This is a genomic window from Microbacterium sp. bgisy207 (genome assembly GCF_057706855.1).
In genome coordinates this window covers 60,516-73,674 of record NZ_JBYIPB010000005.1, presented here as the reverse complement: position 1 = coordinate 73,674, position 13,159 = coordinate 60,516, and the positions used below count along the sequence as shown (strand labels likewise).

15 protein-coding genes are annotated in these 13,159 nt (G+C 67.3%); 9 read left to right on the top strand and 6 right to left on the bottom strand.

Annotated elements, in window-relative coordinates:
• Nucleotides 1-115 precede the first annotated feature (115 nt).
• The 4 genes from AC3ENO_RS06030 to AC3ENO_RS06015 all read left to right on the top strand — a co-directional run bounded on the left by AC3ENO_RS06030 (nt 116) and on the right by AC3ENO_RS06015 (nt 1,682).
• The gene (locus AC3ENO_RS06030; protein WP_434969711.1) at nt 116-367 is read left to right on the top strand and encodes a type II toxin-antitoxin system Phd/YefM family antitoxin; all 252 of its coding nucleotides are present in this window, start codon (nt 116-118) and stop codon (nt 365-367) included.
• On the top strand, nt 364-624 hold the full coding sequence (locus AC3ENO_RS06025) for a Txe/YoeB family addiction module toxin (protein ID WP_434969710.1): 261 nt from the start codon (nt 364-366) through the stop codon (nt 622-624). The genes AC3ENO_RS06030 and AC3ENO_RS06025 overlap by 4 nt, the downstream gene beginning before the upstream one ends.
• Before the next feature lie 89 nt (nt 625-713).
• A complete protein-coding gene (locus AC3ENO_RS06020) occupies nt 714-1,172 on the top strand; it encodes a MarR family winged helix-turn-helix transcriptional regulator (protein ID WP_434969709.1) in 459 nt (152 codons plus the stop codon).
• Between the two features lie 24 nt (nt 1,173-1,196).
• On the top strand, nt 1,197-1,682 hold the full coding sequence (locus AC3ENO_RS06015; RefSeq protein WP_434969708.1) for a glutathione peroxidase: 486 nt from the start codon (nt 1,197-1,199) through the stop codon (nt 1,680-1,682).
• 42 nt (nt 1,683-1,724) lie between these two features.
• Here AC3ENO_RS06015 and AC3ENO_RS06010 read toward each other — a convergent pair whose 3' ends face one another.
• Genes AC3ENO_RS06010 through AC3ENO_RS05990 form a run of 5 tightly spaced genes read right to left on the bottom strand, consistent with a single transcriptional unit; the run spans nt 1,725 to nt 6,711 of the window.
• Nucleotides 1,725-2,669 carry a siderophore-interacting protein gene (locus tag AC3ENO_RS06010; protein WP_434969707.1) on the bottom strand — a complete coding sequence of 315 codons (945 nt, stop codon included), beginning with the start codon at nt 2,667-2,669 and terminating at the stop codon, nt 1,725-1,727.
• Entirely contained in the window at nt 2,656-3,597 is a 942-nt protein-coding gene (locus AC3ENO_RS06005) for an ABC transporter ATP-binding protein (RefSeq protein WP_434969706.1), read from the bottom strand. Before AC3ENO_RS06005 ends, AC3ENO_RS06010 begins: the two co-directional genes overlap by 14 nt.
• Entirely contained in the window at nt 3,594-4,643 is a 1,050-nt protein-coding gene (locus AC3ENO_RS06000) for a FecCD family ABC transporter permease (RefSeq protein ID WP_434969705.1), read from the bottom strand. Before AC3ENO_RS06000 ends, AC3ENO_RS06005 begins: the two co-directional genes overlap by 4 nt.
• Nucleotides 4,640-5,686, bottom strand: coding sequence for a FecCD family ABC transporter permease (locus AC3ENO_RS05995; protein WP_434969703.1), 1,047 nt, complete (start codon nt 5,684-5,686; stop codon nt 4,640-4,642). The genes AC3ENO_RS06000 and AC3ENO_RS05995 overlap by 4 nt, the downstream gene beginning before the upstream one ends.
• On the bottom strand, nt 5,683-6,711 hold the full coding sequence (locus AC3ENO_RS05990) for an iron-siderophore ABC transporter substrate-binding protein (RefSeq protein ID WP_434969702.1): 1,029 nt from the start codon (nt 6,709-6,711) through the stop codon (nt 5,683-5,685). The genes AC3ENO_RS05995 and AC3ENO_RS05990 overlap by 4 nt, the downstream gene beginning before the upstream one ends.
• 186 nt (nt 6,712-6,897) lie before the next feature.
• Here AC3ENO_RS05990 and AC3ENO_RS05985 point away from each other — a divergent pair, with 186 nt between their 5' ends.
• A complete protein-coding gene (locus tag AC3ENO_RS05985; RefSeq protein WP_434969701.1) occupies nt 6,898-7,947 on the top strand; it encodes an SDR family NAD(P)-dependent oxidoreductase in 1,050 nt (349 codons plus the stop codon).
• Here AC3ENO_RS05985 and AC3ENO_RS05980 read toward each other — a convergent pair whose 3' ends face one another.
• Nucleotides 7,948-8,508 (bottom strand): TetR/AcrR family transcriptional regulator, encoded by a 561-nt coding sequence (locus AC3ENO_RS05980; protein WP_434969700.1) that lies wholly within the window; start codon nt 8,506-8,508, stop codon nt 7,948-7,950. It lies immediately after the preceding gene.
• A gap of 169 nt (nt 8,509-8,677) precedes the next feature.
• Here AC3ENO_RS05980 and AC3ENO_RS05975 point away from each other — a divergent pair, with 169 nt between their 5' ends.
• The 4 genes from AC3ENO_RS05975 (at nt 8,678) to AC3ENO_RS05960 (ending at nt 13,157) form a co-directional block, all read left to right on the top strand.
• Nucleotides 8,678-9,148: an Lrp/AsnC family transcriptional regulator gene (locus AC3ENO_RS05975; RefSeq protein WP_434969699.1), complete on the top strand. Its 471-nt coding sequence runs from the start codon at nt 8,678-8,680 to the stop codon at nt 9,146-9,148.
• Between the two features lie 22 nt (nt 9,149-9,170).
• Entirely contained in the window at nt 9,171-10,559 is a 1,389-nt protein-coding gene (locus tag AC3ENO_RS05970) for an aspartate aminotransferase family protein (RefSeq protein ID WP_434969698.1), read from the top strand.
• A gap of 204 nt (nt 10,560-10,763) precedes the next feature.
• Nucleotides 10,764-12,005, top strand: coding sequence for an ABC transporter substrate-binding protein (locus tag AC3ENO_RS05965; protein ID WP_434969697.1), 1,242 nt, complete (start codon nt 10,764-10,766; stop codon nt 12,003-12,005).
• Nucleotides 12,006-12,011: 6 nt separating this feature from the next.
• Nucleotides 12,012-13,157 carry an ABC transporter ATP-binding protein gene (locus tag AC3ENO_RS05960; RefSeq protein WP_434969696.1) on the top strand — a complete coding sequence of 382 codons (1,146 nt, stop codon included), beginning with the start codon at nt 12,012-12,014 and terminating at the stop codon, nt 13,155-13,157.
• Nucleotides 13,158-13,159 lie beyond the last annotated feature (2 nt).

The window sequence follows — 13,159 nt, the reverse complement described above, 5'->3', positions numbered from 1 at the left end:
GATGAGCGGCGGGATCACCTTGCGCAAGTCGCGACCGACTGCGCGATGAACGGCCCTCGACTGAACGCCAGAGTGGTACCGTTTTACGTACTACTCATCCGAAAGGGTCGCAGCCATGTCCGCCATCACCGCGAGCGAAGCGCGAAAAAGCCTGTTCGGGCTGATTCAGCAGGTCAACGAGGACCACACGACCGTTGAGGTCGTCTCTCGCCGCGGCAACGCCGTGATCATGTCCAAGGATGACTTCGACGCACTGACCGAGACTGCCTACCTCCTGCGTAACCCTGCGAACGCGGAGCGACTGCTGGACGCCGTGGAGCGTGCACGTCGCGGAGAGTTTGAGCAGCACGACCTCCTCGAGGCGTGACGCGATCGCTTGCCTTCGACCCGAACGGGTGGGAGGACTACGTCTACTGGCAGACACAGGACCGCAGGACGCTGAAGCGGATCAACCTGCTGATCGCGGATGTCGTTCGTGATCCGTTCGAGGGCATCGGAAAGCCCGAACCGCTTCGTCACGTTCTTTCAGGCGCCTGGTCTCGTCGTATCGACGACAAGAACCGGCTCGTCTATTACGTGACCGATGACCACATCGTCATACTGCAGGCGCGAGATCACTACTGATTCACGGGGGCACCCAGAGGGGCCGGAAAGTCTCGGAATCGGAAGCTCACTACCTTGCATCCCAATAACTTGCATGCAAAGCTTCTCGCGTGACCCAGCCCACCGTGACCCTCGAGGATTCCGTGTGCTTCGCGGTGTACTCCGCCGCGCAGGCCACCGTGCAGCTCTACCGCGATCTGCTCGCGCCGTGGGGCGTGACGTATCAGCAGCTGCTGGTGCTCGGCATCCTGTGGCGTGACGAATCGACCAGCCCGGGGCGCATCGCCGCCGAACTCCACCTCGACGCCAGCACGATCACCGGACTCGTCAACCGCCTCGAATCCGCAGGGCTCGTCGAACGCTTCCGCCCGGCCGGCGACCGGCGCACCGTGATGGTGACGGCGACCGAGGCATCCGCGGATCTGCAAGCGTCCCTGCACCGCGTCGCGGGGTGCGTGGCCGACGCGATGAAGATGGAACCGGATGCTGCGCACAGCCTCATCAGTTCGCTTCACGATCTACGCGACAACCTCACCAGCGCAGACCGCCCCGAGCTTCGATCCGCCTGACCGCTCCCCCGAAAGGACCCCACCATGGACCTCTCCGACATCCCCGTCACGACCCTGCGCGGCGAAAAGACCACGTTCGGCGCGCTCACCGGCGGCAAGGCGGCGCTCGTCGTCAATGTCGCCTCGCGCTGCGGCCTCGCCCCGCAGTACGAGCAGCTCGAGGAGCTGCAGCGCACCTACGGCGAGCGCGGGTTCACGGTGATTGGCTTCCCGAGCAACCAGTTCCTGCAGGAGCTCGGCTCGGAAGAGAAGATCGCCGAGTACTGCTCCGCCACCTGGGGCGTGACGTTCCCGATGACCGAGAAGGTCAAGCTCAACGGCAAGAACGCGCACCCGATCTACCAGCAGCTGACGACCGTCCCGGGCGCCGACGGCAAGGCGGGCAAGATCAGCTGGAACTTCGAGAAGTTCGTCATCAGCCCCGACGGCCGCGTGTGGCGCTTCAGCCCGCGCACCCTGCCCGATGCGCCCGAGGTCATCGAGGCGATCGAAGCGGCACTCCCCGCCTGACTCCCCCGCGACTCAGGCCCCCGCGACTCAGGCCCCCGCGACTCAGCCGCGCATGGCGACGCCGCGGCGCCAGTAGCCCATGAACGCGACCTGCGAGCGATGGATGCCGAGATCCTTCACCAAATGGCGGCGCAGCGTCGTGACGACCGAGCTCTCCCCCGCGATCCAGAAATAGCGGTCGATCGCCTCGACGGGAGCGTCCAGGTCCTCACCTGACCCCGAGTAGACCGGCGTCTCCCAGAGCAGCTCCTCGGTCCCGTCATCCATCACGGTCACCGTGGCCGTCGCACCCAGGTATCCGAGAACGTCGGGAATCAGCCGCGAACCGTTCGGAGCGCCCTCCCGAGCGACCCACCGAACCTCGACACCGGCCGGCGCATCGATCGCGAGCACGTCGTCGGCGTACGGAACCTCGATGACCGCGCATCCGACGGCATCCCGATCGATGTCCTCGAGGATGCGGGCGATCGCCGGCGCTGCAGTCTCGTCTCCGGCGAGCAGGATCTCGCGCGCGCTCCCCGGCGCGTACTCGATCCCGCCCCCGGCCGGGCGGCCCCGGCGGGGACCGACGATCAGCAGCTCATCCCCGACGGATGCCTGACTGGCCCACGACGACGCGGGACCGGTAAATCCCGGTTCGAGGTGAAGCACGAAGTCGATGACGACCGAGGTGCCGCCCTCCTCGACGCGCAGCTCCCGGATCGAGTAGGTGCGCATCGACCCGCGCTCCTCTTCGGGCACGGCGAGGAACACCGACCACCAGTCGCCGTCCGGATGGGTCAGATCGGGCAGGCGCCCGGAGCTCGGCGGGAAGATGAGCTTGATGCGCTGGTCGAGGATCCGATCCGGGTCGCCGAACTCGTCGAGATCCGACCCGGTGAAGGTGACGCGCACGAAGCTCGGCGAGACCCGGTCGATCGCGCTCACGGCGGCACGCGCCACCACGAACGGTGGGGCGTCGAGGACGATGGTTTCAGCGACGGACATGATGCCTCCCGATGGGCATGACGACGGGTGAACCCGAGACCGGATCGGGGATGACACGACTGTCCATCCCGAACACGTCTCGGACGAGGGCCTCGGTGACGACGACATCGGGCGCTCCCGAGGCATGGACCTGGCCGTCCTTCATGGCGACGAGCTCGTCGGCGTAGCGCGCGGCCAGATTGAGGTCGTGGAGCACCATGACGATCGTCGTGCCGCGGCTGCGGTTGAGGTCGGTCAGCAGGTCCAGCACCTCGATCTGGTGCGCAACGTCCAGGTAAGTCGTCGGCTCATCGAGCAGCAGGATGTCGGTCTCTTGCGCCAACGCCATGGCGATCCAGACGCGCTGACGCTGCCCACCCGACAGTTCGTCGACGCAGCGGTCGGCAAGATCCGCGATGTCGGTCGCCTCCAGGGACTCCGCGACGACCTGGTAGTCACGCGGACTCCACCGGGCAAGCATCCGCTGGTGAGGATGCCGCCCACGGCCGACGAGGTCGGCGACCGCGATACCTTCCGGCGCGACGGAGTTCTGCGGGAGCAGACCGATCTCGCGCGCGATCTGCTTCGTGGGGGTGCGATGGATCTCGCGTCCGTCGAGCACGACGCGGCCAGCCCGGGGCGGAAGCAGCCGGGCACACGCGCGTAGCAGCGTCGACTTGCCGCATCCGTTGGCTCCGACGATCGTCGTGATCGCCCCCGCACGGATCTGCAGATCCAGCTCTGAGACGACAAGGCGGTCACCGTACGCAAGCGAGAGACCCTCGGCGGCCAGGCGATGCGTGGCGGCCGTGCCCGCGGCCTCGATGGCGGGCGCGGGAGCGGCGTCGCGGGAGGCATCCGGTGCGGGCTCGGCGGCGACATTCATCGGCGGGACCTCGCGAGAGACGTCCGGTTCTCGGACGGGAGCGGTGACGGGCAGCGGGTTCACAGAGATCCTCCCGACCGGTGCGTGCGCACCAACAGATAGACGAGGTAGGGGGCGCCCAGGATGCCGGTGATCACGCCCACCGGGTAGCGCGACGCGAAGGCGAACTGACCGACGAGGTCGGCCACGAGCACGAGCAGCGCACCGACGAGCCCCGCAGGAAGCAGGAGGGACGAGCCGGGTCCGAGCAGCCGCGCGGCGATGGGCCCTGCCATGAAGGCGACGAACGCGATCGGCCCGGTCGCCGCAGTGGCGAACGCGAGGAGGATGACCGCACCGATGATGAGCAGCATGCGCGTGGGCGCGACCCGCACCCCGAGGGCTGCGGCTGAGTCGTCGCCGAGTCGGAGCACATCGAGGTCGGCGCTGCGAGCGAGCATGACCGGGACCACGAGCAGCATCACGATCGCCAGCGGCACGAGACGTTCCCAGGAAGCGTTGTTGAGGCTTCCCGCGAGCCACTGCATCGCCGCCTGCAGATCCCACTCGGCCGCTCCCGAGAGCTGGTAGGCGATGAGACTGTCGATCATCGCCGCGATGCCGATACCGATCAGGATGAGCCGTGCCCCCGCGAACCCTCGGCGGTCGGCGAGCAGGTAGATCGCCGTGGCCGTGACGAGGGCCCCCACGAGTGCGACGACCGAGACGGCCAGATCGCTCAGCGAGAAGACGATGATGCCCGTGACCGCCGCGAAGCTCGCGCCGGCGCTGATGCCGATGACATCCGGCGAGGCAAGCGGGTTGCGCAGCATCGTCTGGAACGTGACACCCGCCATCCCGAAGGCGAAGCCGGCGAAGAGCGCAAGCATGGCCCGCGGCAGACGCAGTTCCCCGACGGTGAAGGATGCCCCGGGCACCGTGTCGCCGAGGATGACGCGCAGCACTTCCTGCGGCGAGTAGAAGGTGTGCCCGACCATCGTGCTCACGGCGATCACGGTCAGCACGAGCAGCGCGAGGATGCCGGTGGTCGTGCTCCATCGCCGCCGGCGGGAGCGGCGACCGAGGGCGATGGCCGACACGGTCGGGGTGGGTGTCGCGGTGGCGGTCACAGCTCGCGCACCTTCTGGCGTCGGACGATCCAGATGAACAGGGGGGCGCCGATGAGCGCCGTGATGATGCCGACCTCGATCTCTTCGGGCTTGGCGACCAGCCGACCGATGATGTCGGCGGCAAGCAGAAGAGCTGCCCCACCGATCGCCGACAGCGGGAGCAGCCAGCGGTGGTCGGAACCGATGAGCATGCGCACGCCGTGCGGGACGACGAGTCCGACGAACCCGATCGGACCGGCGATCGCGGTGGCCGCACCGCACAGGATGACGGCCCCTGCCGAGGATACGAGCCGCGTGCGGGTGACGTGTTCGCCCAGCCCCGCCGCCAGGTCGTCGCCGAGGGCGAGGGAGTCCATGCCCCGCGCGGTCGCGAACACGATGACCGCACCGACCAGCAGCACGGGCGCGACGACCGCGACGCGATCCCACTCGGCGCCGCCGACGCCACCGATCTGCCAGAAGCGGAACGTCGACATGACGTCGATGCGAGGGAGCAGGATCGCGCTCACCAGCGACGCGAGCGCAGCGGAGGTCGCAGCCCCCGCGAGCGCGAGCTTGAGCGGTGTCGCTCCCCCGCGCCCGAGAGACCCGACCGCGTAGACGAACACCGCCGCGGCGGCTGCTCCGACGATCGCCAGCCCCATCTGCCCGTACGGGTCCATGATCCCGAAGAAGGCGAGGCCGGCGACGACCGCGAGTGCGGCACCGCTCAGGACTCCCAGGATGCCGGGGTCGGCGAGCGGATTACGCGTGACGGCCTGCATGCTCGCACCCGCCAGGGCGAGGGCGGCACCGACCAGGATCGCCAGCGCCGTGCGCGGCATCCGTTTGACCACCGCTGCCGATTCGATCGTCGACACGTCGCCCGTGAGCCCCGCGACCACGTCGCCGGCGCTGACATCTGCCACCCCGAACGCAACGGATGCGACCGCGAGCGCGGCGAGCACGCCGATCCCCGTGATGACCCACACGACACGCACCGATACCGACCGTCGCAGCGAGGCGACGGCCGGTACCGGTGCGGGCGCGTGGAGGGTGGTCACTGCTGTCCAGCGACTCCCGAGGCCAGCAGCTCGAAGTAATCGTCGATGCCCCAGCCGATCGACAGCGGCGACGGGTTGGCCGAGGCCGCCAGCGGCGTGCTGTTCTCGAGAACCACGATCGAGCCGTTCGCGATCGCGGGGATCTGCGACAGCAGCGGATCGGACTGCAGCTGGTCGATGATCGCGCCGTCGGCCTCGCCGTAGGTCACGAAGACATCGACGTCGGCGAAGCGGTCGGCATCCTCCGCGCTCACCGTCGTGTAGAACGCATCGGTCGCGGCCGACTCCTCGGCGACGATCTCGGGGACGGGGAATCCGATGCTCTCGAGGAAGCCGGGACGGGTGTCGTGGCTCGTGTAGAAGCCGATCTGGCTGAAGTCGGCCGGATCGATGTAGCTGAACAGCACGCGTGCGCCATCGAGCTCGGGGTTGTTCGAGACGGCGGTCTCGACCTTGGCGTGCAGGTCGTCGATGAGCTCGTCGCCCTCGGCCGACAGACCCAGCGCGGCGGAGTTCACGCGGATCATGTCCTCGTAGGAGGTGCCCCAGGCGACCTCGGGGTAGGCGACGACCGGCGCAATCTTCGACAGCGTGTCGTAGTCCTCCTGCGTGAGACCCGAGTAGGAAGCGAGGATGACATCGGGCTGCGTGTCAGCGATCGCCTCGAAGTCCAGACCATCGGTCTCGTCGAACAGGACGGGCGTCTGGGCACCGAGCTCCTCGAGTCGGTCCTCGACCCAGGGCAGGACGCCATCGCCGTCGTCGTCACCCCACGTGGCCTTGCTCATGCCCACGGGCACGACACCCAGCGCCAGCGGCACCTCGTGGTTGGCCCAGGCGACGGTTGCCACCCGCTCGGGCTGCTGCTCGATCACGGTCTCGCCGTAGGCGTGCTCGATCGTGACGGGGAAGCCACCGTCGGACTCGGCTTGGATCGTGTCGGCATCCGTCGACGACGAGCAGGCGGCAAGGGAACCGGTCAGGGCCGCGGCGATGCCGACGGCGATGAGACGGGAGGCGCGCACGGGCGCTCCTTTCGTGGGGTGCTGTGGGAAGGACATCCAGGCTTGGTAAGCCTTGCCTAAGTTACACGCCGCAGCGGCCCTCGCTCAATCTGAAGGTCCCGGGAAAAACCCTGTCAACTTTGTTGACACGTTCTCTAGACTGGGATCGAGCGGTCCCGAACCGCCGCATAACTCAAGGAGGAGAACATGGGAAAGGACAAGGCGCTTACCGCCAAGTCGTCGATCGGCGCCTGGTTGAAGCATCCCGTCGGCGGGCCGATTCTGCGGGATCTGCTCGCCCAGGGCGGCCAGAACGAATCGGCACTGGCCCCCGTCAAACTCTTCTCCCTCGAACGCGTCGCCGCCATGAGCGGGGGGCGGATGCCGCAGGAGATGATCGACGACATGGTGCGCCGCGCCAATGACCCCGGCGCCCTCGCTGCCGCGCCCGACAGCGACGATGACGAGGATGAGGACGACATCGCCGCTCCCCCGATGGCCGCACCGTGGGTGGAGCGCATCACCCCCGGAAGGTTCGCGGGCAAGACGGTGATCGTGACCGGTGCCGGATCGGGCATCGGGCGAGCAGTCGCCGCCCGGGTCGCCGCCGAGGGCGGGACGGTCGTCGCGGTCGACATCGCCGAAGACCGCGTGGCCGCAGCCGTCGTAGAGATGCCGGGAGCGATCGCTGTCGCCGGCGACATCACCTCGGAAGACTCCGTGGCCGCAATCGTTGCGGCGGCGGGCGGTCGTGTCGACGGTCTTGCGAACGTCGCCGGGATCATGGACGACATGACGCCGCTGCACGAAGTCAGCGACGCCGTGTGGGCACGGGTCATGGCGGTGAACGTCGAGGGGACCTTCCGACTCACGCGCGCCGTGCTCCCCCTCATGATGGCGGCCGGCGGCTCGATCGTCAACGTGGCCTCCGAGGCCGGACTGCGTGGCTCAGCGGCCGGCCTTGCCTACACCACGTCTAAGCACGCCATCGTCGGACTCACCAAGAGCACGTCCTTCATGTACGCGGGCAAGAACATCCGCGTCAACGCGGTGGCACCGGGCCCGGTCGCGACCGGGATCGAGGCGACCTTTGCCTCCCAACTCGGCCAGGAGCGTGTGGGGCTCGCGATGACGATCCTTCCGCCCATCGCCGAGGCGGCGCAGCTCGCAGCATCCATCACGTGGTTGCTCAGCGACGACGCGACGAACGTGACGGGGGCGATCCTGCCCTCCGACGGCGGCTGGTCGGCGATCTGATCACCCGGTGATCGCTGCCTGCAGCAACGCGCCATAGCGTCGCACGAGGGTCTCGCGCGTCACGTGCGCGAGACCCTCGTCGCGCACAACCCACAGGCTGTAGAACAAGCCGCCAACGACAGCCGCCGCCATCCGCGCCCGCAGATCCGCATCCGCCGCATCGGCACCGTGGGCGGCGATTCGCGTGCGGAACGGTCGCACGAACCCGTCCTCGTGCGCCGCCCGGAGATGGGTCCAGATCCCGCCGGAGTCGCTGGCGCGCAGGAGCGCCAGGTAGATACCCCGAGCGTCTGCATCCGCGTCGAGGAGGAACGAGATGAACCTCTCGCCGAGCGTCTCGATGGGTCCATCGAAGGCCGCCGCCGCGACCCGAACCTCCATGGTCTCCATGAACAGCTGCTCTTTGGTGCCGTAATGACGGATGACCAGCGCGGGGTCGACGGCGGCCTCGCTCGCGATCTCACGGACCGAGGTGCGCGCGTAGCCGTTCTCGGCGAACAGCCGCTGCGCGGCATGCCAGATCGCCCGCTTCGACGCGGGTGCGTGCTCCGGCAAGCTCATCCCCCCATGGTCGCATGGGAGCCGAGCCAGAGCACTGTGAGTGAATCGAAAGCGGGAAACCGTCGTATTCCGGCTTCCAAGACGCAATCTGCAGCGGATTCCATCGATTCCTTGGACAATCTCGACGCTTTCAGTTGATTCCCGTGCGAGCGTCTGCAATGATCGAGACGTGGCAGATCGCGCTCCCCGGGTACCGCAACTCGATGACATCTCGCGCGCCATCGTCGAGCACCTGCAGGCTGATGGCCGACGATCCTACGCCGACATCGGGAAGGCCGTCGGGCTCTCCGAGACTGCCGTGCGCAACCGGGTGCAACGACTCGTCGATGCCGGCGTCATGCAGATCGTGGCCGTCACCGACCCGCTGCAACTCGGCTTCGCCCGGCAGGCGATGGTCGGCATCCGGACGACCGGGGATTCGACACGCATCGCGGCGGAGGTCGCGAAGCTCCCCGAGGTCACCTACGTCGTGCTCACCGCGGGCAGCTTCGACGTGCTGGCCGAAGTCGTGTGCGCGTCGGATGACGAACTCATCGACCTCCTCAATCGTCGCGTGCGCGCCATCGAGGGTGTCGTCGCCACGGAATCCTTCGTCTACCTCCGCCTCGTGAAGCAGCTCTACGACTGGGGAACCCAATGACCGGGCCCCGAAAGGACATGCAATGAACTCCCCCGCAGACCTTCAGCGGATGGCCCAGGATCACCTGTGGCTCCACTTCTCCCGCCAGTCCGTAATGGACTCGTCCGGGGTGCCCATCATCGTGCGCGGCGAGGGACACCACATCTGGGACGACCGCGGCAAGCGCTACTTCGACGGGCTGTCCGGACTGTTCGTCGTCAACGCGGGGCACGGACGCACGCGCCTCGCGCAGGCTGCCGCGAAGCAGGCCGAAGAGCTCGCGTTCTTCCCGCTGTGGTCCTACGCGCACCCCGCCGCCATCGAGTTGGCGGATCGACTTGCGGACGAGGCACCGGGTGACCTGAACCGGGTCTTCTTCACGACCGGCGGCGGCGAGGCTGTCGAAACGGCCTTCAAGCTCGCCAAGCAGTTCTGGAAGCTTCAGGGCAAGCCCATGAAGCACAAGGTCATCTCGCGCTCCATCGCGTACCACGGCACCCCGCAGGGAGCCCTCGCGATCACCGGCATCCCGGTGATGAAGGCTCCCTTCGAGCCCCTCGTGCCCGGCGCGTTCCGGGTGCCCAACACCAACGCGTACCGCGCCGAAGAGGCCGGGTTCGTGTGGGACGGCACCGGCGACCGTCTGGAGGCGTTCGGCCGATGGGCAGCAGACCGCATCGAAGAGATGATCCTGTTCGAAGGCCCGGAGACGGTCGCGGCGGTCTTCCTCGAGCCGGTGCAGAACTCGGGCGGATGCTTCCCCCCTCCCCCGGGATACTTCCAGCGCGTCCGTGAGATCTGCGACCGCCACGATGTGCTCCTGGTCTCGGATGAGGTGATCTGCGCGTACGGACGCATCGGTCACACCTTCGCGTGCAACGCCTACGACTACGTGCCCGACATCATCACCTCGGCGAAGGGTCTGACCAGCGGCTACTCGCCGCTGGGCGCCACGGTCGTCTCGGACCGGATCTACGAGCCGTTCCGCCACGGACACACCTCATTCCTCCACGGGTATACGTTCGGTGGGCATCCGGTCTCTGCCGCGGTGGCCCTCGAGAACCTCGCGATCTTCGACGAGGAAGGACTCAACGAACGCGTCCGCGAGAACTCCCCGCTGTTCCGCGCTGCCCTCGAGAAGCTGCTGGATCTGCCCATCGTCGGAGACGTGCGCGGCGACGGATACTTCTTCGGTATCGAGCTCGTGAAAGACAAGGCCACCCGCGAGACCTTCAACGACGACGAGTCCGAACGACTCCTGCGCGGGTTCCTCTCGGGCGCCCTGTACGACGCGGGGCTGTACTGCCGCGCCGACGACCGCGGCGACCCCGTCATCCAGCTCGCGCCGCCGCTGACGATCGGTCCGTCCGAGTTCGACGAGCTCGAGCAGATCCTGCGCGACGTTCTCACGCGCGCCGCGACCCTGCTATAGCGGATTCACCTGCTGCGGATTTCGGCGACGCCGGAATCCGCAGCAGTCGTGCGTGAAACCGTCGCCCGCGTTTCCTCAAACGACAGATTCCTGTATCAAGTTTGTTTCGGACCGCGGATGACGCTTGCCGCCTCCCGTGCGGTCATGGCACGATCACTGACAATCCGTGCACAGCACGCATTCAGCTGATTGAGGAGACCGACCATGCCCGACCGTCAACTCCCCTCCGATCCCATGATCCGAGCGCTCATCTCGCAGGCACGAGCAGCGCAGATCTCACGGCGCGGCGTGCTCGCGGGGGCCGGCGCCCTCTCCCTCATGGGGTTCCTCGCCGCGTGCACCGGCCGCGTGGGGGGTTCCGGGTCCACGAGCGGATCAGCGCTGACCGCTCCCGAAGACCTGTCCTCGAGCGTGAAGACCCTGACGTGGGCCAACTGGTCGTTCTACCTCGACGAAGACGACGAGGGCAACCACCCCACACTGCAGGCCTTCGAGGAGCAGACCGGCCTGACGGTCAACTACGACGTCGCGATCGACGACAACAACACCTACTTCGCGAAGGTGCGCGACCAGCTCGCCCTCGGTCAGGGAATCGGGGCAGACACGGTCTGCCTCACGGACTGGATGGCGAACATCTGGATCGCATCCGGGTACACGCAGGCGTTCGATAAGGCGAACATGCCCAACGTCTACGCGAACCTCAACCCGAGCCTGATGAACCCGAGCTTCGACCCGGGCCGGGCGAACTCCGTGCCCTGGCAGTCGGGCTTCGCGGGTATCGCGTGGAACACGGAGAAGCTCCCCCAGGGGCTGGCCTCCGTCGAGGATCTGTGGAACCCCGACCTGAAGGGCCGCGTCGGCGTCCTCAGCGAGATGCGCGACACGATCGGACTCATCATGCTCAGCCAGGGCGTGGACATCTCGTCCGACTCCTGGGGCGACACCGAATTCCAGAATGCGATCGACGTCTTCGCCAAGCAGGTCTCGGACGGTCAGATCCGCAACATCAAGGGCAACTCGTACGCCGACGACCTCATCAACGAGGACACGCTGGCGGCGATCGTCTGGTCGGGCGACATCACCGCGATCAACGCCGAGGTCGGCTACGACAAGTTCGGCTTCGCCCTCCCCGACTCGGGCGGGACGCTGTGGAGCGACAACTTCATGATTCCGATCGGCTCGCAGCAGAAGGCCAACGTCGAGTCGCTCATCGACTACTACTACCAGCCCGAGGTGGCTGCCGAAGTCGCCGCGTGGGTCAACTACATCACCCCCGTGGTCGGCGCTCAGGAAGCAATGGCCGAGATCGACCCCGAGATGGTCGAGAACCAGCTGATCTTCCCCGACGAGGAGACACTCGCCAACGCGTACATCTTCCGCGCGCTCAGCAACCAGGAGCAGGAGAAGTACAACGCCGAGTTCGAAGCCGTCGGACTCGGCGCCTGATCCGGCATGGCACCATCGACACCCGAGGCCGGCGCTGACCTCGAGCTTCGCGGCATCCGCAAGACCTTCCCGGGCTTCACCGCTCTGCACGACCTGGATCTGGTGATCCCCGCGGGATCGTTCTTCGCGCTCCTGGGCCCTTCGGGCTGCGGCAAGACGACGACCCTGCGGATCGTCGCGGGCCTCGAGCGGCCCACGGCGGGTTCGATCTCGATCGGTGGCAAGGACGTCACGACGGTTCCGCCGCACAAGCGGCCCGTCAACACGGTGTTCCAGAGCTACGCGCTGTTCCCCCACATGACCGTGCAGGAGAACGTCGAGTTCGGTCTGCGGCGGCGGAAGGTGGCGGATGCGGCAAGCAGGGCGCTGGACGCGTTGAAGCTCGTCGAACTCGACCACGTCGCCGGGCGTAAGCCGTCGCAGCTGTCCGGAGGCCAGCAGCAGCGTGTCGCCCTCGCGCGAGCTGTCGTGAACCGTCCCGCTCTGTTGCTGCTCGACGAACCCCTCGGCGCACTGGACCTGAAGCTTCGCCGGCAGATGCAGGGTGAGCTCAAGACGATCCAGGACGAGGTGGGAATCACCTTCCTGCACGTGACGCACGACCAGGAGGAAGCCATGACGATGGCCGACACGGTCGCCGTCATGAACCACGGCCGCATCGAACAGATGGGCGCACCCCAGGAACTCTACGAACTGCCGCGCACCGGCTTCGTCGCGAGCTTCCTCGGCCAGTCCAACCTCATTCCCGCGACGGTGGATTCCACGGCCGGCGGAAACCTCGTCGCGCGCCTGGCAACCGGCGGCACCGTACGGATGCCGATCGATCGAGCCGTCGCGACGTCGGGAGCGATTACGGTGGGGGTCCGTCCCGAGAAGCTGATGCTCGTCGCCGAGCAGCCGACCACGGACGACAACATCCTCGGTCCCGGCCGCATCACCGACCTGTCCTTCACCGGTGTGAGCACGCAGTACACCGTCGAGATTCCGGGGATCGGACCGGTCGGGGTGTTCGAGCAGAACATGGTGTTCGGCTCGGTCTTCTCGGTGGGCAGCGAGGTCTGGGTTCGCTGGCGGCCCGAGCACACGTTCGGGCTGGATGCCGATGCTCAGGCGGGTGCCGCCGAAGCCATCGCCGACAGCGAGGACTCCTAGCC

Excerpts from the sequence above, each read along its gene's own strand:
- AC3ENO_RS06030 (WP_434969711.1), top strand. The coding sequence starts at position 116 with ATGTCCGCCATCACCGCGAGCGAAGCGCGAAAAAGCCTGTTCGGGCTG.
- AC3ENO_RS06015 (WP_434969708.1), top strand. The coding sequence starts at position 1,197 with ATGGACCTCTCCGACATCCCCGTCACGACCCTGCGCGGCGAAAAGACC.
- AC3ENO_RS06010 (WP_434969707.1), bottom strand. The coding sequence starts at position 2,669 with ATGTCCGTCGCTGAAACCATCGTCCTCGACGCCCCACCGTTCGTGGTG.
- AC3ENO_RS05985 (WP_434969701.1), top strand. The coding sequence starts at position 6,898 with ATGGGAAAGGACAAGGCGCTTACCGCCAAGTCGTCGATCGGCGCCTGG.
- AC3ENO_RS05980 (WP_434969700.1), bottom strand. The coding sequence starts at position 8,508 with ATGAGCTTGCCGGAGCACGCACCCGCGTCGAAGCGGGCGATCTGGCAT.
- AC3ENO_RS05970 (WP_434969698.1), top strand. The coding sequence starts at position 9,171 with ATGAACTCCCCCGCAGACCTTCAGCGGATGGCCCAGGATCACCTGTGG.
- AC3ENO_RS05965 (WP_434969697.1), top strand. The coding sequence starts at position 10,764 with ATGCCCGACCGTCAACTCCCCTCCGATCCCATGATCCGAGCGCTCATC.
- AC3ENO_RS05960 (WP_434969696.1), top strand. The coding sequence starts at position 12,012 with ATGGCACCATCGACACCCGAGGCCGGCGCTGACCTCGAGCTTCGCGGC.